The organism is Acetobacteraceae bacterium (assembly GCA_039613835.1).
GTDB lineage: Bacteria > Pseudomonadota > Alphaproteobacteria > Acetobacterales > Acetobacteraceae > Sorlinia.
On sequence record CP154827.1, the window covers coordinates 641,719 to 659,931 of the forward strand.

General features: G+C 57.6%; 17 protein-coding genes. 3 read left to right on the forward strand and 14 right to left on the reverse strand.

Features of this window, described 5'->3' with window-relative positions:
* Positions 1 to 3 precede the first annotated feature (3 nt).
* The 3 genes from purC to purB form a co-directional block, all read right to left on the reverse strand.
* Positions 4 to 762 carry a phosphoribosylaminoimidazolesuccinocarboxamide synthase gene (purC, locus tag AAYR33_03620; GenBank protein ID XAO72367.1) on the reverse strand — a complete coding sequence of 253 codons (759 nt, stop codon included), beginning with the start codon at positions 760 to 762 and terminating at the stop codon, positions 4 to 6.
* A gap of 113 nt (positions 763 to 875) precedes the next feature.
* The gene (locus AAYR33_03625) at positions 876 to 2,246 is read right to left on the reverse strand and encodes a sugar porter family MFS transporter (protein ID XAO72018.1); all 1,371 of its coding nucleotides are present in this window, start codon (positions 2,244 to 2,246) and stop codon (positions 876 to 878) included.
* 105 nt (positions 2,247 to 2,351) lie between these two features.
* Entirely contained in the window at positions 2,352 to 3,686 is a 1,335-nt protein-coding gene (gene purB, locus AAYR33_03630) for an adenylosuccinate lyase (GenBank protein ID XAO72019.1), read from the reverse strand.
* 188 nt (positions 3,687 to 3,874) lie between these two features.
* On the opposite strand from purB, the gene AAYR33_03635 reads away from it, so the two are divergent.
* The 3 genes from AAYR33_03635 to AAYR33_03645 are packed head-to-tail and all read left to right on the forward strand — an operon-like array spanning position 3,875 to position 6,914.
* Positions 3,875 to 4,480, forward strand: coding sequence for a YjbE family putative metal transport protein (locus AAYR33_03635; GenBank protein ID XAO72020.1), 606 nt, complete (start codon positions 3,875 to 3,877; stop codon positions 4,478 to 4,480).
* Between the two features lie 21 nt (positions 4,481 to 4,501).
* On the forward strand, positions 4,502 to 6,406 hold the full coding sequence (locus tag AAYR33_03640; protein XAO72021.1) for a lytic transglycosylase domain-containing protein: 1,905 nt from the start codon (positions 4,502 to 4,504) through the stop codon (positions 6,404 to 6,406).
* Positions 6,396 to 6,914 carry a CinA family protein gene (locus AAYR33_03645; protein XAO72022.1) on the forward strand — a complete coding sequence of 173 codons (519 nt, stop codon included), beginning with the start codon at positions 6,396 to 6,398 and terminating at the stop codon, positions 6,912 to 6,914. Before AAYR33_03640 ends, AAYR33_03645 begins: the two co-directional genes overlap by 11 nt.
* A gap of 82 nt (positions 6,915 to 6,996) precedes the next feature.
* On the opposite strand, the gene AAYR33_03650 is transcribed toward AAYR33_03645, so the two are convergent.
* From AAYR33_03650 to AAYR33_03700, 11 genes are all read right to left on the reverse strand, one after another.
* Positions 6,997 to 7,341, reverse strand: a complete 345-nt coding sequence (locus AAYR33_03650; GenBank protein XAO72023.1) for a hypothetical protein — start codon at positions 7,339 to 7,341, stop codon at positions 6,997 to 6,999.
* A 136-nt stretch (positions 7,342 to 7,477) separates the two neighbouring features.
* Positions 7,478 to 7,942 carry a type II toxin-antitoxin system RatA family toxin gene (locus tag AAYR33_03655; protein ID XAO72024.1) on the reverse strand — a complete coding sequence of 155 codons (465 nt, stop codon included), beginning with the start codon at positions 7,940 to 7,942 and terminating at the stop codon, positions 7,478 to 7,480.
* A 3-nt stretch (positions 7,943 to 7,945) separates the two neighbouring features.
* Complete coding sequence (gene lipA / locus AAYR33_03660; protein ID XAO72025.1) at positions 7,946 to 8,974, reverse strand: lipoyl synthase; 1,029 nt, start codon at positions 8,972 to 8,974, stop codon at positions 7,946 to 7,948.
* On the reverse strand, positions 8,931 to 10,334 hold the full coding sequence (gene lpdA, locus AAYR33_03665; GenBank protein XAO72026.1) for a dihydrolipoyl dehydrogenase: 1,404 nt from the start codon (positions 10,332 to 10,334) through the stop codon (positions 8,931 to 8,933). The genes lipA and lpdA overlap by 44 nt, the downstream gene beginning before the upstream one ends.
* 4 nt (positions 10,335 to 10,338) lie before the next feature.
* On the reverse strand, positions 10,339 to 11,595 hold the full coding sequence (locus tag AAYR33_03670) for a pyruvate dehydrogenase complex dihydrolipoamide acetyltransferase (protein ID XAO72027.1): 1,257 nt from the start codon (positions 11,593 to 11,595) through the stop codon (positions 10,339 to 10,341).
* Between the two features lie 12 nt (positions 11,596 to 11,607).
* Positions 11,608 to 12,948 (reverse strand): pyruvate dehydrogenase complex E1 component subunit beta, encoded by a 1,341-nt coding sequence (locus tag AAYR33_03675; GenBank protein XAO72028.1) that lies wholly within the window; start codon positions 12,946 to 12,948, stop codon positions 11,608 to 11,610.
* Positions 12,949 to 12,951: 3 nt separating this feature from the next.
* Entirely contained in the window at positions 12,952 to 13,971 is a 1,020-nt protein-coding gene (gene pdhA / locus AAYR33_03680; GenBank protein ID XAO72029.1) for a pyruvate dehydrogenase (acetyl-transferring) E1 component subunit alpha, read from the reverse strand.
* A gap of 84 nt (positions 13,972 to 14,055) precedes the next feature.
* The gene (gene trpC / locus AAYR33_03685) at positions 14,056 to 14,907 is read right to left on the reverse strand and encodes an indole-3-glycerol phosphate synthase TrpC (protein XAO72368.1); all 852 of its coding nucleotides are present in this window, start codon (positions 14,905 to 14,907) and stop codon (positions 14,056 to 14,058) included.
* 121 nt (positions 14,908 to 15,028) lie between these two features.
* Positions 15,029 to 16,093, reverse strand: coding sequence for an anthranilate phosphoribosyltransferase (gene trpD / locus AAYR33_03690; protein XAO72030.1), 1,065 nt, complete (start codon positions 16,091 to 16,093; stop codon positions 15,029 to 15,031).
* 6 nt (positions 16,094 to 16,099) lie between these two features.
* A complete protein-coding gene (locus AAYR33_03695; GenBank protein XAO72369.1) occupies positions 16,100 to 16,690 on the reverse strand; it encodes an aminodeoxychorismate/anthranilate synthase component II in 591 nt (196 codons plus the stop codon).
* A gap of 38 nt (positions 16,691 to 16,728) precedes the next feature.
* Positions 16,729 to 18,201, reverse strand: a complete 1,473-nt coding sequence (locus tag AAYR33_03700; protein XAO72031.1) for a chorismate-binding protein — start codon at positions 18,199 to 18,201, stop codon at positions 16,729 to 16,731.
* Positions 18,202 to 18,213 lie beyond the last annotated feature (12 nt).

The following is an 18,213-nucleotide window of genomic DNA, read 5'->3' on the forward strand; positions in this document are numbered from 1 at the left end:
CGACTACCCCTCTGACCCGTTAATTTCGTGATTTCCCGATTCTGGAAGGATACCGAGCCGCCGCGCGACCTCCTGATAGGCTTCCTCGACGCGGCCAAGATCCCGGCGGAAGCGGTCCTTATCCAGCTTCTCACTGGTATTCATGTCCCGGAGGCGGCAATTATCGGGAGAAATCTCATCCGCCAGCACGACGCACATCTCGTCCTGCTCCCAGAGACGTCCGAACTCAAGTTTGAAATCTACAAGCTGGATGCCGATGGCCTGGAATGTCCCGCAGAGGAAATTATTGATGCGCAGGGCGTGGCTGTTGATTTCCTCCATATCCTGAGCGGTGGCCCACTCAAAGGCGGCAATATGCTCCTCCGATACCATCGGGTCATTGAGCGCATCATTCTTCAGGTAATATTCGATGATGGTTCGCGGCAGGCGCGTCCCTTCCTCAAGCCCGAGGCGACTCGCGATTGACCCCGCCGCAACATTACGAACCACGATTTCAAGCGGGATGATCTCCACCTCACGGACCAACTGCTCACGCATATTGATGCGCTTCATGAAATGGGTCGGGATGCCGATCGACTGCAAGCGCAGCATGAGATGTTCACTGATGCGGTTATTCAGCACGCCCTTGCCGGTAATAATGCCTTTTTTGGCACCATTTCCGGCGGTGGCGTCATCCTTGAAATACTGGACGATTGATCCGGGTTCCGGACCTTCGAAAAGGATTTTGGCTTTACCCTCATAGAGTTTTCGGCGGCGGGCCATCATGGACTTTCAGCAAAAGCAAGGTGAGAAAACAGACATATAGCAGTGCGCAGGGCGACGCGACAGACCTAAAAGACCCCCCGTCCTGAAGGACATCACGTCGCCATCGCGCTTCAGTTGCGGGAAGCTGGCAGGAATGTGCCGTCCCGAAGCGATTTTTCAAGGGCCTCGAGGCTCTGCCCCTTTGTTTCCGGGACATAGCGCATCACGAAATTAAAGGAAAATGCATTAACCGCCGCGAAAAGCCAGAAGGTCGCCCCTGGCCCAAGGAGGGTGACGAGGCTTAATGTTGTCAAGGAAATCACCAGATCCGCGCCCCAGTGACTAGCGGCCACCACGCTCATGCCACTCCCCCGGCAGGAAAGGGGAAACACCTCGGCCCCCACAAGCCATACAGTGACGGACAGACTGCCGACATTGAAAATGACATAACCGATGAGGGACAGAAGCGTGATCCACGCGCCGACGCCACCGGTCAGGTGAAGGGAGAACATCGCACCGAGGATGATGAGAGAAATGACCGCGCCGGGAAGCATACGCAGCATCAGGGTGCGACGCCCCCAGTGATCAACGGCCCAACCGCCGAACATGGTCGCCAATGTCATGGCCACACCCACCGCAACCGACATAAGCAACGCATATTGATGACCAAACCCGGCTTCAGAGAAGATCGTCGGTGCATAGTACATGACGGCATTTGTGCCGGTGAGCTGACAGAGCAGCCCGATCCCGACAGAGGCCAGAAGCGCAGGGCGCACCCAAGGCTCAAAAATCTGCCGGAAGGGCCCTTTCTGATCATGCGCGTCGATGATTTCCTCGAGCTCCTGATCGGCCTGCGCGTCGGTCGGGCGGACACGGCGCAGAACTTCACACGCGCGCTCCGTCTCCCCTTTCATGGCGAGCCAGCGCGGGCTGTTCGGCACAAACAACATGCCGATAAAGAGGATGGAGGCAGGGGCAAAGCCGAGGCCGAACATGAGGCGCCAGCTTTCCTCCCGCAGCACATAACCGGTAATGAATGAGATGGTCATGCCGAACACAACCGCGAGCTGAAACGCCACGACAAGCGCGCCGCGTCTTTCCGGCGGTGAGATTTCAGCGATATAGATCGGCACAATCTGGGAGGCCGCGCCGATGGCAAGGCCGAGAATCAAGCGCGATGCGATCAGTAGAGCTGTTGAATGCGCGAATGTGACGATCACCGTGCCGATCAGGAACAGGATTGACGCCGCCATGATTGTGCGCCGACGGCCCATTCGGTCCGATAAGGGTCCGGCCGTGATACAGCCCACCAGCGCGCCGGCAATGATGGCGGAGGTCACGACCTCCTGCGCGAAGGTTGAGAGATGGAAATCCGTCTTCAGTTGAAGCAACGCACCGGAAATGATGCCGGTATCATAGCCGAAGAGCAATCCACCCGTTGCGGCAATGATGGCGATGAAATTTGTGAGGGCTCGTCCTCTGACAGGTTTTTGCGCGTCCATAACGGCTGACCTTTCTTTGAACTCAGCGCGGGATATCAGAATGATGACGGCCCCGCGCTGATCATGATTTTCTGCCGGATGATCCGGCGAATTTGCAAAAAGTCCTTACGCGCCAAAAACTTTTTTGAAGATGTCGTCCACGGCGACGAGGTGATTCTCGCTTCGCATCGCCGCGTCAAGGGCTGAGAGGGTAATGTGCTGCGTCACTTCCGGATCGGAGAGGAGATTTTCACGGAAGCTCCGTCCCTCCGGCTTGCCGAGCATGGTCCATGTCGCCATCGCATGTTTCTGCACGAGGCGATAAGCATCCTCCCGTGAGAAGCCTGATTTGGCCAGCGCCAGAAGAACCTCACCGGAATGCACCACGCCGCCCAACGCGTTGAGATTGGCCTCCATACGCTCCGGGTAGATAAGAAGCTTGTCCATCATACCGGCAAGCCGCATCAGCGCAAAATCGAGTCCGATTGTGGCGTCAGGGGCAATATTCCGCTCCACGGAGGAATGACTGATATCCCGCTCATGCCACAAAGCCACGTTCTCAAGCGCCGGGACGGCCGCGCCGCGGACGAGGCGTGCGAGGCCGGTAAGATTTTCCGACAAAACCGGATTGCGCTTATGCGGCATCGCGGAGCTGCCTTTCTGCCCCGGATAGAAAAATTCCTCAGCTTCCCGCAATTCCGAACGTTGCAGGTGGCGCACTTCGGTCGCCAGGCGCTCAATAGCGCTGGCTGTCACGGCGAGAGCGCAGAAATAAGCAGCATGACGGTCACGTGGGATGACCTGGGTGGAAACTTCTTCACAACTTAAACCAAGTTTCTCGGCGACATAAGCCTCAACCCTGGGGTCGAGATGCGCAAAAGTGCCAACCGCGCCGGAGATGGCGCAGACAGCGATTTCTGAACGCGCCGTCTCGAGTCGCTTCCGGTTACGCGCAAATTCAGCGTAATGCCCGGCCATTTTAAGGCCGAAACTCGTTGGCTCCGCATGGATGCCGTGACTGCGGCCGATCGTGACCGTGTTTTTATGCGTAAAAGCCTGTTTCTTCAGGGCTGCGAGAACCGCATCCATGTCTTGTAACAGGAGATCAGTCGCCTGCTGAAGCTGCACGGAAAGGCAGGTATCCAGCACGTCGGAAGATGTCATGCCGAGATGAACGAAGCGGCTGTCAGGGCCGATTTTTTCAGCCAACCAGGTCAGAAAGGCGATGACATCATGGCGTGTCGCCGCTTCAATCTCATTAATGCGGGCGAGATCCGCATCGGAAAACGCCGCCATGGCCTCATCACCGCGCCTGCGAATGGTTTCAGCGGCTTCACGCGGGATCGTGCCCAGATTCGCCATGGCCTCACAGGCGAGCGCCTCGATCTCGAACCAGATTTTATACCGGTTCTCGGCAGACCAGATAGCTATCATGGCCGGACGGCTGTAACGGGGCACCATAGATTTCGCTCCTTGACTTTAATCGCGCCCTACATAGGGGATTTACCAGCATTCGAACATAGGTCCGGGCAAATAACGTTACAAATATCACAAGTCGCGTTCAAAACCGCCAGGGGCTTGATCCTTTTCAGATAACAGCGAACAAATGCCCGATCATCGCAGGTTCATTACGGGACAAGGAGCATCTCATGGCAGTGACGTGGGCAGAGGCGGTGTCCCTCATTCAAATTCTTTTGATTGATGTCTCACTGGCGGGTGACAATGCCATTGTCATTGGTCTCGCCGTGCAGGGCCTCGCGGCAGGCCAGAAGAGACGGGCCATTGCTGTCGGGGTGGGGCTAGCCGCGCTCATCCGCATCATTCTGGCGCTGGTGGCGACCAAACTCCTGACGGTGATCGGGCTGACACTGGCGGGTGGGCTTCTGCTGCTCTGGGTCTGCTGGAAAATGTTCCGGGAGTTACGGGTTTCTGAGTTGGAAATGGAGATAATCGCCCCGTCCAAAAAACTTTCATCGGTCATCCTGAAAATCGTCATCGCGGATCTCTCAATGAGCCTCGATAATGTGCTTGCCGTTGCCGGGGCCGCCATCGGGCATCCCTATCTCCTGGCTCTCGGCCTGCTCTTATCCATTCTTCTCATGGGATTTTGCGCGGCGGCGATGGCGAAGTTGCTTGAGCGTTATCGCTGGATTGCCTGGATCGGACTCATCGTGGTTTTTTATGTCGCGATCAGGCTGATCATCACTGGTGGGTTTAAAGTCAGCGTGGTTATCAGGCAATTTATAGGCCAGTAATTGTGCGGAAAAGAGGAAAATATGAGACGATCTGCCAGGATGCCCACCGCGTGCCGCACTTCGATGGGCGCCTTACTGGGCGTGATATTATCGCTCTCCCAACCGGCTGTTACGGCCGCCGCCCAAAATGCGCCGACCTCATCGGTCAAAGTCCGGGTGGATCAATGGGTCGCGTTGATGGATACGCGCAACAACCCGACCTTGTCAGAATATGCTGCATTTCTGAGTAAACGCCCCTTCTGGCCACGGCGCCCGGCCCTGTTGGCGCGTTTTCAGGCGAAAATATCGGTCACAAATAGGACGAACGATCTCTCGCGCTATTGTCCCCTCTTCCCTCTTTCCGACGTGCCGGCACTTAATCGCTGCGGTCCCTATCTTACTGACACGCATGATCAGGCAATCAGAATATGGGAATCCGGGCGGGAGCGTGAGGGTGAGGAGACGATGCTACTCAACCTCATCGGTTCAATCCCGGATCAAACCGCGCAAGTAAGGCGTTTTCATGCGCTGATGTCGCGCAGTCGCTATGTGGCGGCCCGACGGCAGATCGCGCGTTTATCGGGTGTGAATCGCCGGGCGGCCCCGGTTGAACTGGCTTTCGCGACCAAGGATGCGACGGTTGAGGCGCAATTTAACGCCCTTCCCCCGGCCCTCCAGCATCGGTCACGCGTGCTTCTTCCCTACTTGCGATGGTTACGCCTGGCGGGGCGACAGGATGAAGCCGTGCGATTATGGAAAAAAACGGCTTTCACCGTGCAGGCAGCGCATCCCTCTCATGGCTGGATGCAGGAGAGGCTGCGCTTGGCCTATGACCTCCTCGCGGCGCAGGATGTACCTTCCGCCCTTGCGATGGTGAGTGCCCCCCGGCCGGGCGGCGCGACGACGGCAAATCTGGACGCGCATTTTCTCGCCGGATGGATGGCCCTGAAACAAACGCATGATTACACCGAAGCTGAGCATGAATTCGCCCTCCTCACGCGTCAGACCAATATCATCCAGCGCGCACGGGGCGATTACTGGATGGCGCAGGCCAAGCTGGCGCAAGGTGATAAAGGGGTCGGAACGCAGATGCTTCAGAAGGCGGCGCGCTTTCCGACGACTTATTATGGCCAGTTGGCGATTGCCGCGCTTAATCATGAGGAAGGTTACTTCCGCCTGACGGAAACATCTTTCCCCGACTTGTGCAAGGCTTTGAGAGCTTTGCCCCCAGTGGCCGCTACGGCCCCTTCCCGACCGGATCTGATCCAGGCGGCACGCTATCTGGCTTCGGAGGGACGTATTGATGATGCGGATGTGTTTCTCCTCGCAGCATGGGTCAATGCTGAAAGCCCGGCTGAGATGGTGGCTATTGCCCGGACGTCCGTCAGGATGAAGATTTACCGGCCCGCCGTTTTTGCCGCTCGAAGGGCGGGTGCGCAGGGTGTGGCGCTCTATCCGGAAGGGTGGCAGCATCCTGACGTTACCGTGCCTCCCGGTGCGTTTCCGGCGGCTTTCTCCTGGGCTGTCGCGCGTCAGGAAAGCAGTTTCGACGCTGATATCATCAGCCCTGCCCAGGCGGTCGGACTGATGCAGTTGCTACCGGGCACGGCGCGCGACATGGCGCATCAGGTTGGTGTGCCCAACGCCAGGAAGCTGACGACGGAAGCTCTTAAAACCCCCAAGCTCAATATGCAGCTCGGAACGGCCTATCTCAGTTACCTGCTCGGCCAGCTGAAGGAGATGCCGCCGATTGTTCTCGCTGCCTATAATGCCGGCCCGACCCGCGCCAAACGCTGGTTGCAGGCCCGGGCGATCAACCCGGAGTCGCGTAATGGGGATGTGATTGACTGGGTGGAGAACGTGCCTTTTGCGGAAACGCGCGCCTATATTCAACGTGTGATGGAAAACTTCAAAATTCTCGAAGTGGAGGCTGAAAATGGTCAATGATCGCGAACTCCTCAAGCTTGCCGACACGACAATTGAGGTATTGCGAAAAAGGGGTTTGAGGGTCGTGGCAGTTGAGAGTTGCACAGGCGGCATGGTCGTGTCCCTCCTGACCGCACATGCGGGTGCGTCTGACGTCGTGGAGGGGGGGCTGATTACTTACTCCAACACGTTCAAGCAGGATCTTGTTGAGGTGGATCGCCGCACATTGGACAGGGATGGCGCCGTCAGTGAGACGGTTGTCGTCGAGATGGCCATTGGCGCGCTGGATTGCGCCGTCGAGGCCAATCTCGCGATTGCCATCAGCGGCATTGCAGGGCCTGACGGTGGAACGGATGAGAAGCCGGTGGGCACGGTGTGCTTCTGCCTCGCGGATGATGACGGTACCCGCCCGATTTGTGAGACACGTCATTTTGAGGGAGATCGCACAGCCGTCCGTAAGGCGGCCGCCCAACATGCGCTTGAGTTGCTGATCCGCGGGGCCGAAGCGCGTGATGCGCAATCAGCCTGAATTTTACAGCCAATAAAAAAGGCGGCCCGTTTGGACCGCCTTTTAAGACAGGGTCAGCAGGCTCGCGCCCGCATTCCGTTATTTACCGAGGCACAGAAGCGGAAGGGCCCATGGCTGACGGGGGTGTGCCATAAGCCGGGTCATTCGTGTTCACGGATGGCAGGGTCGGCTTTACCATCGGCGCGCCGGGCGGCGTTTGATTGACGGGTGCACCCATACGCGCCTGGTCAAGGCTGCGTGCATTGAGGGCTTCAGTGGAGTCGCTTCCACGAGTGGCACCGTGACGCGTCATGCAATGGCGTGCATTATGTTTGCAGTGATGCGCAGATTTCCAATTACTATGATGGTTCATATGATGTGCTGCAAAAGCCTGAACCGGCAGCGCGAAAGCAGCGACAGCCGCGAAAAGATAGAGGTTTTTCATCATGAAATCCTTCTGAGACTGGATGAGAGGATCGCGGAAGCATGTTCCGTTCTAGTCTAGGTCGTTGAAGGAAACGTTAAAGTTTCGTGCAAGTTCAAGGCGATGCCTGAAATTGCCGTCATGATGCGCGTGCGGCCCTTTATTTAGAAACGTCATCCCGCACAGGGATCATCGGGGGGCCGTAAATCTCCCGCGCCCGGCGTATGAAGGCCGAGACCATCAATCGCACGCCCGCATTGAAGACGACGCCGATGGCATTTTGCAACAGGCGTGAGCGGAATTCGAAATCCACGAAAAAATCGACGCGTGTCCCGCGCGCATCGGGGATGAACTGCCAGACATTATTGAGATATCGAAACGGCCCTTTTTCATATCGAACCCGGATACGGGAGGGGCGGTCCAGCGTCACGCGACTGGTAAATGTCTCCTGAAACGGCCCGAAACCCACAGTGAGATCGGAGACAAGCTCCTGCTCCGTCGAGGATTTGACGACCGAACGCAGGCACCATGGCAGGAAGGCCGGATATTTACCGACATCCGCAACGAGGTCAAAAAGTTGTTCAGGCGTGTAGGCGACGATCTGCTGTTCGGCATGAGTGGGCATGGATCAGGCTTTCGCGTCACGCTGGAGAATTTGCTGCCGCGCCGTTCTGAGAGCGGCGAAATCGGAGTCAGCATGGTAAGAGGAACGCGTCAACGGGCTGGCGCTGACCTGCAAAAAGCCCTTGCTGCGCGCGACCGCCGCGTAGGAGTCGAATTCATCCGGCGGGATAAAGCGCGCGACCGAAGTGTGTTTCGGTGTCGGTTGGAGATATTGTCCCAACGTCAGGAAATCGACATCAGCGATGCGGAAATCGTCCATGACCTGCGACACCTCCATCCTGTCTTCACCCAGCCCCAGCATCAGGCCGGATTTCGTGAAGATTTCCGGATCACGCTGTTTGACACGGTCGAGCAATTTCAGGGATTGGTAGTAACGCGCGCCGGGACGGATGGACGGATAAAGGCGTGGAACAGTCTCGATATTGTGATTGAAAACGTCCGGCTTTGCGCCAATGACAACATCCAAAGCGTTGTTTTTACGCAAAAAATCAGGAGTTAAAATCTCGATCGTGGTCGCCGGGGAGGCGGCGCGAATATGACGGATGGTGGCGGCGAAGTGGGCAGCGCCCCCTTCTGCAAGATCGTCCCGATCAACGGAGGTGATGACGACATGCCGCAGCGCCAGACTCGCCACAGCATCGGCAACCCGACGAGGCTCATCATGGTCCAATTCGGCTGGCTGTCCGGTCGCGACATTGCAGAAAGCGCAGGCGCGCGTGCAGATATCGCCCATAATCATCATGGTGGCGTGACGTTGCGACCAGCATTCACCAATATTGGGGCAAGCCGCCTCCTCGCACACTGTGACAAGTGATTTGTCGCGGATGAGCTTGCGCGTCTCCTGATAAACAGGGCTGCTCGGCGCGCGCACGCGGATCCAGTCCGGTTTACGCTGCACAGCGTTATCCGGCCGATGCGCTTTCTCTGGATGGCGCTCTGCGGGGGGCCTGCCCTTTCGGTGGTCAATGACAATGCGTTGCATGACGGAGTCAGAAATGGAGTGCGCCTCCCCAGGCTGCAAGGACGGCTTCATGCATTGATTCCGAGATGGTTGGATGCGGGAAAACCGTTTCCTTTAGCTCGGCCTCCGTCAATTCACCGGTTTTGGCGATGACGTAACCCTGAATCATCTCGTTGACTTCCGCGCCAATCATATGCGCGCCGAGGAGTTCCCCCGTCTCCGCGTCGAAGATGGTTTTGACGAGTCCCTCCGTCTCCCTCATCGCCAGCGCTTTGCCATTCCCGATAAAGGGGAAGCGCCCGACCTTTAGTGCACGACCAGCCTCTTTCGCTTTCGCCTCCGTCAGGCCCACAGAGGCAATTTGCGGGTAGCTGAAAGTGCAGCCAGGGATGTTGAGGGGATGCAGTTTTTCCGGATGGAGGCCCGCGATTTTCTCGACAGCAATAATGCCCTCATGAGACGCCTTGTGCGCCAGCCAGGGTGCGCCGGCAACGTCGCCAATGGCCCAGATATTTTCTTCAGCCGTCCTGCCATAGCCATCCGTGACGATGTGCGTCTTCTCGAGTTTAACTTTCGTCTTCTCAAGGCCGAGATTTTCAACATTACCAACAATGCCGACCGCCACAATGACGCGGTCCACCGTGATGTCGGTAGCCTGATCTTTCACCTCAATATGGGCCGTGACATGATCACCCTGCTGCTTCAGCGCACCAACCTGCGTCGATGTGATGATCTTGATCCCCTGCTTGGTGAAGGCTTTCTCAGCCAGCGCGCTGATTTCCTCATCTTCAACGGGGAGAATGCGCGAAGCGACGTCAATAAGTGTCACCTCCGCGCCCATCTGACGGTAAAATGACGCGAACTCCACGCCAATCGCGCCCGTGCCGATGACAAGAAGGCGCTTCGGCACCGCATCGGGCGCGAGGGCCTCACGATAGGACCAGATTGTTTTGCTGCCCGTCTCCAGCCCCGGAAGCTGCCGCGCGCGCGCGCCCGTCGCGAGGATGACGTGGCGGGCAGCGATTTGACCCGCCACCTTGCCCTGTTGCGTCACTGCGACGATGTGATCACCACCATTCTGAACATCAAGCGCGCCCCTGCCTTCATAGACGGTGACTTTTGCTTTTTTCAGAAGATGCGCAACGCCTTTGGAGAGCTGCCGTGAAACGGAACGGGAGCGCTCAACAATCTTTTTAATGTCAAACTGGATGTTATCCGCTGAAAATCCGAAGCCTGTCAGATTATGAAGCTGATGATGGATCTCGGAAGCGCGAAGCAAAGCTTTCGTGGGGATGCAGCCCCAATTGAGGCAGATGCCGCCGAGATGTGTCTCCTCGACCACCGCCACTTTCAGTTTCAACTGTGCAGCCCGCAGGGCGGCGACATACCCGCCCGGGCCGCCACCGATAATCACAATGTCAAATTTATCCATAAGCCTAGACCACCAGGAGATAAGGATTTTGCACAATATGGCGGAAGGCTTCGAGCCATTCCGCGCCGAGAATACCGTCAACGGCGCGGTGATCGACAGATAATGTCACGGTCATAACCGTCGAGATGGCGAGCGCGTCGTCACGCACGATAGCCCGTTTCTCTCCGGCGGAAACCGCCAATATCGCGGATTGGGGCGGATTGATGATGGTGGCAAATTCTTTGACGCCACGCATTCCCATATTAGAGATTGAGAAGGTGCCACCCTGATATTCTTCAGGCTGAAGCTTCGCGCCGCGTGCCTTCTGCGCGAGTTGCTTCATCTCAATACTGATTTCCCGAAGGCTCAGCCGATCTGCGTCCCTCAAAATAGGGGTGATCAGCCCACCCGGCACGGACACCGCGATGGAAATGTCGACGACATGATGTTGAATCATCTCATTTTCAGTGAAACTGACATTGACGCCGGGCACTTTCCGGAGCGCCAGGGCCGCGGCCTTGATCACCATATCATTGACGGAAATCTTGACAGCCGCACCTTTTTCATCGGGCATGACGGCGTTGAGCTCTGTGCGAAGTTTCAACAGCGCATCCAGCTCAACATCCATCGACACATAAAAATGCGGCACGGATTGTTTAGATTCAGTCAGGCGATGCGCAATGACCTTCCGCATACCGGAATGGGGGACCGACGTGGATGGCTTCCTCTCAAACATGCCTTTGCGACCCGTCGCGATCGGGTGCTCACCCTGCCGCGTGGCGGGGTGGGCATCCCCTGTGTGGCTTTCAACGTCCCGTTTGACGATGCGCCCGTGCGGACCCGTGCCTTTGACGGAGCTGAGATCAACCTGCCCCGCTTTCGCGATGCGTCGCGCCAAAGGGGAGGCTTTGACACGCGGGGCGGTCGCTTCGGCCTGCGACGCCGCAGGTTTTTCGGGTGCTTCAGCGGCAGGTTTACCGGCTTGTTTTGCCGCTTCCGGGGCGCGCGCATCGGCTTTGGGGGTCGCTGACGGGTCTTCTCCCTCAGCCAGGAGAACGGCAATGGCAGTGTTTACCGCAACGTTCTCCGTCTTTTCCGCAATAAGGATGCGACCGATAATGCCATCGTCAATGGCCTCGACTTCCATCGTGGCCTTGTCCGTTTCAATTTCAGCAATCAGGTCACCGCTTTGCACGCGGTCGCCGGTTTTGACGTGCCATTTGGCGAGTGTCCCCTCCGTCATAGTGGGAGAGAGGGCCGGCATCAGGATAGAGGTCACCATAATCGAAACGCCTTAAAAAAGTTTACGCACGGCTTCAACAACCCAATCCGGTTGGGGAAGCGCCAGCTTCTCCAGATTGCTCGCATATGGCAGCGGGATGTCAAGCCCGCAAACGCGAGCGGGCGGTGCATCAAGCTCGTCAAACGCCTTTTCACAGATCACGGCGCAGATTTCAGCACCAATGCCTGCGACAGGCCAGCCTTCCTCAACGGAGACGACATGATGGGTTTTGCTGACGCTCTCAATGATTGTCGCCGTATCGAGCGGCCTGAGACTGCGTAGATTGATAACCTCCGCCTCAATGCCCTGCTCAGCGAGTTTTTCAGCCGCTTCAAGCGCGGCGCCCACCATGATGGAATAGGCGACAAGGGTGACATTCTTGCCCTCACGCTCAATTTTAGCCTTGCCGATGGGCAGAATGAAATCCTCATCGACGGGGCACGGAAATTTCTGGCCGTAAAGAATCTCATTCTCAAGGAAAACGACAGGGTTAGGGTCGCGTATGGCGGCGCGCAGAAGCCCTTTCGCATCGGCGGCTGACCATGGTGCCACAACTTTGAGGCCCGGCACATGCGCATACCAGCTTGCGTAACATTGCGAGTGCTGGGCCGCCACGCGCGACGCCGCGCCATTCGGCCCCCGGAAGACAATCGGACAATTGAGCTGTCCGCCTGACATATAAAGCGTTTTAGCGGCTGAATTTATAATATGATCAATGGCTTGCATCGAGAAGTTCATTGTCATGAACTCGACGATCGGTTTGAGACCCGTATAGGCCGCGCCCACCGCCATGCCTGTGAAACCATGTTCGGTGATCGGGGTGTCGATCATCCGTTTCTCACCGAAGCGCTCAAGCAGCCCTTGAGAGACTTTATAAGCCCCCTGATATTGTGCGACCTCTTCCCCCATCAGGAAGACATCACCATCCCGCGTCATCTCCGCCGCTATGGCGTCACGCAAAGCCTCACGCACCGTGATGAGTTCAGTCGCCCCCCAATCCCTGTCAGCCTCGGCACCCCCTTGAGTGACAGGCGGCGCAGGAGGTGAGGAAATAGTCGCGCTTTCTGTGACGGGTGGAGCATTTACGGGAAGCGCATCGTCCACAGACTCGCCATCCTGGGAGAGGATCGCGATCGGGGCGTTGACGGCGACGTTTTTCGTCCCTTCTTTCACCAGAAGCCGCGACAGAATGCCGTCTTCCACGGCTTCAACTTCCATCGTCGCCTTATCTGTCTCAATTTCAGCAATGACATCGCCGGATTGGACGCGGTCTCCCAATTGCTTGACCCAACGGGCCAATCTGCCTTCCGTCATGGTGGGGGAAAGCGCCGGCATGGTAATTGTCGTCGCCATTCTTCAGTACTCCACCAACACGTCGGTCCATAATGAGTCAATTCCCGGTTCGGGGCTTTGCTGCGCAAATTGCGCGGCGTCATTGACCTCCGCCTTGACGTCATCCTCTATCTTTTTAAACACGCTATCCGCCACGCCCTGTTTGGAGAGATATTTCCTAATATGCTCAATCGGGTCACGCGTCTTGCGCATTTCATCCACCTCCGCCCGATCACGGTAGCGTGCCGGGTCGGACATGGAATGGCCGCGATAACGATATGTCTCCATCTCCAGCAGGAAGGGACCCTTACCTGCGCGGCAATGGGCCATGGCCTCCCCGGCCGCCTGATGGACGGCGAACAGATCCATCCCATCCACCTTAAGGCTCAGGATCTGCCACGGACGACCAAGCTGTGAGAGGTCTTTCGCCGCGGAAGAGCGCTCAACACTGGTGCCCATACCGTAGCGATTATTTTCGATCACATAGATGCAGGGAAGCTTATGCAGGGCGGCGAAATTGAAGCTCTCAAAAACCTGTCCCTGCTGCGCTGCACCCTCGCCGAAATAGGCGATCCCGACTTCCTGCGTGCCGCGATATTTATTGGCGAAGGCCAGTCCGGTGCCGATCGCGACCTGCGCCCCAACAATGCCGTGCCCCCCGTAAAAATGCTTCTCACGGGAGAACATGTGCATGGAGCCACCCTTCCCGCGGGAATAGCCATCCTGCCGCCCTGTCAGCTCCGCCATCACGCCGCGCGCCGTCATCCCAACGGAAAGCATATGCGCGTGGTCACGATAGGATGTGATGATCTTGTCGCCCTCTTTCATGAGAAGGCCAATCCCTGTCACAACGGCCTCCTGCCCGATATAAAGATGACAGAAACCGCCAATCAGGCCCATCCCGTAAAGCTGCCCGGCTTTTTCCTCAAATCGTCGCAGAAGCACCATGCGCTGGTAGGCTTTGATTGTCTCTTCCTGGCTCAGAGGTGAACCATTGTCATCGGCGCGCAGAACAGGCGCCAATTTCTTTGCAGTTCGGGTCAAGCTGGCCGTCTCCTGAATATGCATCGGTCGCTGACATGTCCGATGCCGTTTTGACCAAGTAAAATCATCATGGCGTCGTCAACTTTACAACGTGCCCATGAGGCGTCGCGCCGCAAGGCCAGGGTCTTCCTCCCGGAGTAGACTTTCACCCACCAGCAGGCCGGACGCACCGGCTTCACCGATCCGCAGCACATCCTCATGCGTCTTGATGCCGCTCTCGGAAATCACGATACGGTCAGGCGGCACGAGAGGGGCGAGATCAAATGTCGTGCGGATGTCCGTTTTAAGCGTGCGCAGGTTCCGATTATTGATCCCTATCAGGACGGTGTCCAGAGAGAGCGCGCGGGTGAGTTCCACCTCACTGTGGACCTCGCAAAGCACATCCATGTCAAGGCCGCGCGCCAGAGCGATCAGATCCGACGCCTCACTATCCGTCAAAGCCGCGAAGATGATCAGGATGCAGTCGGCGCCGATGATGCGACTTTCATGGACCTGCCACGGGTCAACAATGAAATCCTTACGCAGGATGGGCAGGGTCGACGCCTCCCGCACCTGCTCAAGATCCTCCGTATCACCATGAAAACATGCTGACTCCGTCAGGACGGAAAGACATGTCGCCCCGGCCGCCTGATAGGATTGCGCGATCATTGCTGGGTCGTAATTCGGGCGGATGACACCGGCGGAGGGGGACGCCTTCTTGATTTCAGCAATCAGCCCCACCTGGCAATTGGCCGCCATCTGCTTGAGGGCATGCCCGAAGCCACGGGTTGGCGTATCGATCTCCCGCGCGCGTGCCGAGATTTCCTTCAGCGGCATGATCTGGGAGCGTTGCTCAACATCAATGCGCATCCGCGCGCAGATCCGCGCGAGCACATCGGGGACTTCCGCCGGCGCGTCCAGATCAAGCGTGGTATTTGCGGGGTCACCGACATCCATCGCGTCGGGCTCATGCGCGTGATGTTGCGACGCCGCGCCCTGCTCCGACTCAGGATGATGGGATGAACTATTCGACATTCTCGCTTTAATAACCTCTACCATGATGATGAAGCCATCGTGATTACGCTATTAACATATTTATATCGCGCGCTCGTTCCATAACGGCAAGAGCGTGGCCTTCGTCAATGACTTTTGCCACACGCGCTATATTTTCAGACAGGGCGTCAAGACAGATGCGCCCCTCAATAAAGACGTCCCCATGGCCTGCAACGTCTAGGGCGATAGCTACGTTCAGGCAGACCGTATCGCGATAGACACCCTTTTTGCCCTCCAGCATCTCTATCAGCGCGCGCGCATTCTGCGCCGGTGTTCCGCCCGCCAGGGTCGCGATCTTTTGATGGGGGCCGAATAACGCGGCGGGGTCAAGCTCATATTCCGTGACGCCGCCATCGCGCCAGACAGCCAGATGGGATTTGCCCGAAAGAGTCATTTCATCCGAAATGCCGCGATCCGTCTCGCCATAAATGACGGTGACGCGCACCCCCCCCAGGCGGCCTGTCGTTTCCGCCAGTTTCACCATCCATCGCGGGTCACTGACGCCGATTATCTGGCGTTTAACGTTGGCGGGGTTGCAGGCCGGGCCGATCATATTGAAAATCGTGCGGAAGCCCAGTTTGCGGCGCGTCTCCGCAATGTCACTCAGGGCCGGTATGTGCAGGGGTGCGGCGAGGAAAGCCAGATTCTGGGTCTCCAACTTCTGACGCTGGCGATCAAGATTGCCATCGGGATGGATGCCGAGCTCCGACAGCACATCCATCGCGCCGGAATTTGATGAGACGGCGCGGTTGCCATGTTTGGCCACGGGGATCTGCATCGCTGCCAGCACGAAAGCAACGGCTGTTGACACGTTCAGCGTGTTCAGCCGGTCACCCCCCGTGCCGCATACATCTACGGCTTCCGGCGCGTGATGGCGAAGTGGAATGGCCGCCTCCCGCATGGCCTGCACCGCGCCAACCAGCTCCTCCGTCGTTTCCTGCCGCAGATGCAGGGCCGTGAGGATGGCGGCGAGTGACGTCGGGTCAACCGCGCCTGAGAGGATCTGGCGGAAGAGGTCATGGGCCTGATCGGTTGTCAAGGGTGTGCCTTCAGCCAGCTGGATGAGGCAGGTTTGTATAAATCCCGTCATCATGTGTCAGGGCCGCGCTTCCCGACCCCGATGCGCCATGGCCAGAAAATTACCCAACAGGCACTTCCCCTCTGAAGAGGCGATGCTCTCTGGATGAAACTGCACGCCATGAACGGGATGATGTCGATGGTGAACACCCATGATGATGCCATCTTTCGTGCGTGCGTTGACGATGAGATCCGCCGGGATCGTTGCCGGGTCGAGAACCAGACTGTGATAACGCGTCGCGCGCGTCGGGTTGGCGAGATCAGTGAAGATGCCCGTGCTATCATGATGCATCTGATCCACCTTGCCATGCACGGGATGCGGCGCGCGGACGACGTGCGCACCATAGACCTGACCAATGACCTGATGCCCGAGACACACGCCCAGCACCGGCACTTCAGGTCCCATTTCCGCAACGAGCGCACAACAGATACCGGAATCATCCGGCGTGCCGGGGCCGGGGGAAATCACGATGGCTTCCGGCGCGAGCGCACGTGCCTCATAGACGGTGATGGCATCATTTCGCCTGACCTCACACGTCGCGCCCAATTCGCCCAGATAATGGACGAGATTATAGGTGAAACTATCGTAATTATCGATGAGGAGAATCATGATAGGCACATGGTGCCTTTATCTCGTGGTGTCAATTGTCAGGATCGGTTACGTGCCCAGGCATCTTCCATTGCTTTTTCAGCCGCGCGGAACAAGGCGCGGGATTTATGCCGCGTCTCTTCCTCCTCCAACGCGGGAACACTGTCAGAGACCACACCGCAACCGGCCTGCACATGCAGCTTCCCATCTTTCATGACCGCCATGCGCAGGGCGATACAGGTGTCCATCTCACCATTCACGCCGAAATAACCGAGGCATCCGGCATAGGGGCCGCGTCGGGTCGGTTCAAACGCGTCGATGATTTCCATCGCGCGGATCTTCGGTGCGCCTGTCAGCGTGCCTGCGGGGAAGGCGGCGCAAAGCGCATCAACGGCATCACATTCAGGGCGGATCATGCCGTGCACGGTTGAGGAGATATGCATGACGTGACTATAGCGCTCAACGACAAATTGCTGCGGCACCGTCACTGTCCCCATTTGGGAGACACGTGCGACGTCATTACGCCCAAGGTCAATCAGCATCAGATGTTCCGCGCGCTCTTTCTCGTCAGCGAGCAGGTCTTTCTCAAGTATGAGATCCGCTTTCGTCGAGGCGCCGCGGGGGCGCGTGCCCGCGAGCGGGCGCAACGTGACCTCGCCATCCCGCAATCGCACAAGGATCTCGGGCGATGATCCGACGAGTGCGTAGCCGTCAAGCTCCATTATAAAAAGGAATGGCGCCGGGTTGACGCGCCGGAGCGAACGGTAAAATGTCAGCGGACTGAGGGGGAAATCGACGGAGAAGCGGCGGCTGGGCACGATCTGGAAGGCATCACCGGCGCTGATATGGGCCTGCGCCGCCCGCACCTTGGCTTCAAACGCGGCATCTGGGATCGATGGTTCCGGCTTGAGGGGCAATGAAGGGGGGGCTTCAAGATGCTCATCCGCATCATCAGGCCTTGTGCGCAGTGCGGTCAGGACTCGCGCCAAGAGCCCCTCAGCCGCCACCGCCGTCAGACCACCCTGCCGTGAAATGACCGTGACAAAAACCTCGTCGCTCAGAGAGTCGAACACGGCAAAGGTGGTCGGCCGCATCAATATACCGTCCGGCACCTGGAGGTCATCAAGGCCGGTATCGGGCACGTCCTCAATCTCACGCACGAAATCATAGCCAAGATAACCGAAGAGACCGGCAATCATGGGCGGAAAATCTTCCGGCAGGGCTATTTTGGAATCGCATATGAGTTGCCGAAGTGACGGCAAAGCTCTCTGCGTTGAGGTTTCAAAACGGTTCGCGTCGGAAAGAACCGTTTTGTTCATCGCGACGACAGTTTTTTCATATCGCCAGATGAGGTCAGGATGCATAGCAATGACGGAATAGCGCCCACGCGCCTTGCCGCCTTCGACGCTTTCGAAAAGCAGGCGATAAGGTGCCGCACCCGAACGCTCGGGGAACAGCCGTCCGAGACGCATATAGGCGGCGACGGGCGTGAGCAGGTCTGCGGAGATCACGGCATGGAAAAGGCGACTCATTTCACCATGATC

Excerpts from the sequence above, each read along its gene's own strand:
- purC (XAO72367.1), bottom strand. The coding sequence starts at position 762 with ATGGCCCGCCGCCGAAAACTCTATGAGGGTAAAGCCAAAATCCTTTTC.
- AAYR33_03625 (XAO72018.1), bottom strand. The coding sequence starts at position 2,246 with ATGGACGCGCAAAAACCTGTCAGAGGACGAGCCCTCACAAATTTCATC.
- purB (XAO72019.1), bottom strand. The coding sequence starts at position 3,686 with ATGGTGCCCCGTTACAGCCGTCCGGCCATGATAGCTATCTGGTCTGCC.
- AAYR33_03635 (XAO72020.1), top strand. The coding sequence starts at position 3,875 with ATGGCAGTGACGTGGGCAGAGGCGGTGTCCCTCATTCAAATTCTTTTG.
- AAYR33_03640 (XAO72021.1), top strand. The coding sequence starts at position 4,502 with ATGAGACGATCTGCCAGGATGCCCACCGCGTGCCGCACTTCGATGGGC.
- AAYR33_03645 (XAO72022.1), top strand. The coding sequence starts at position 6,396 with ATGGTCAATGATCGCGAACTCCTCAAGCTTGCCGACACGACAATTGAG.
- AAYR33_03650 (XAO72023.1), bottom strand. The coding sequence starts at position 7,341 with ATGATGAAAAACCTCTATCTTTTCGCGGCTGTCGCTGCTTTCGCGCTG.
- AAYR33_03655 (XAO72024.1), bottom strand. The coding sequence starts at position 7,942 with ATGCCCACTCATGCCGAACAGCAGATCGTCGCCTACACGCCTGAACAA.
- lipA (XAO72025.1), bottom strand. The coding sequence starts at position 8,974 with ATGAAGCCGTCCTTGCAGCCTGGGGAGGCGCACTCCATTTCTGACTCC.
- lpdA (XAO72026.1), bottom strand. The coding sequence starts at position 10,334 with ATGGATAAATTTGACATTGTGATTATCGGTGGCGGCCCGGGCGGGTAT.
- AAYR33_03670 (XAO72027.1), bottom strand. The coding sequence starts at position 11,595 with ATGGTGACCTCTATCCTGATGCCGGCCCTCTCTCCCACTATGACGGAG.
- AAYR33_03675 (XAO72028.1), bottom strand. The coding sequence starts at position 12,948 with ATGGCGACGACAATTACCATGCCGGCGCTTTCCCCCACCATGACGGAA.
- trpC (XAO72368.1), bottom strand. The coding sequence starts at position 14,907 with ATGGATGTCGGTGACCCCGCAAATACCACGCTTGATCTGGACGCGCCG.
- trpD (XAO72030.1), bottom strand. The coding sequence starts at position 16,093 with ATGACGGGATTTATACAAACCTGCCTCATCCAGCTGGCTGAAGGCACA.
- AAYR33_03695 (XAO72369.1), bottom strand. The coding sequence starts at position 16,690 with ATGATTCTCCTCATCGATAATTACGATAGTTTCACCTATAATCTCGTC.
- AAYR33_03700 (XAO72031.1), bottom strand. The coding sequence starts at position 18,201 with ATGAGTCGCCTTTTCCATGCCGTGATCTCCGCAGACCTGCTCACGCCC.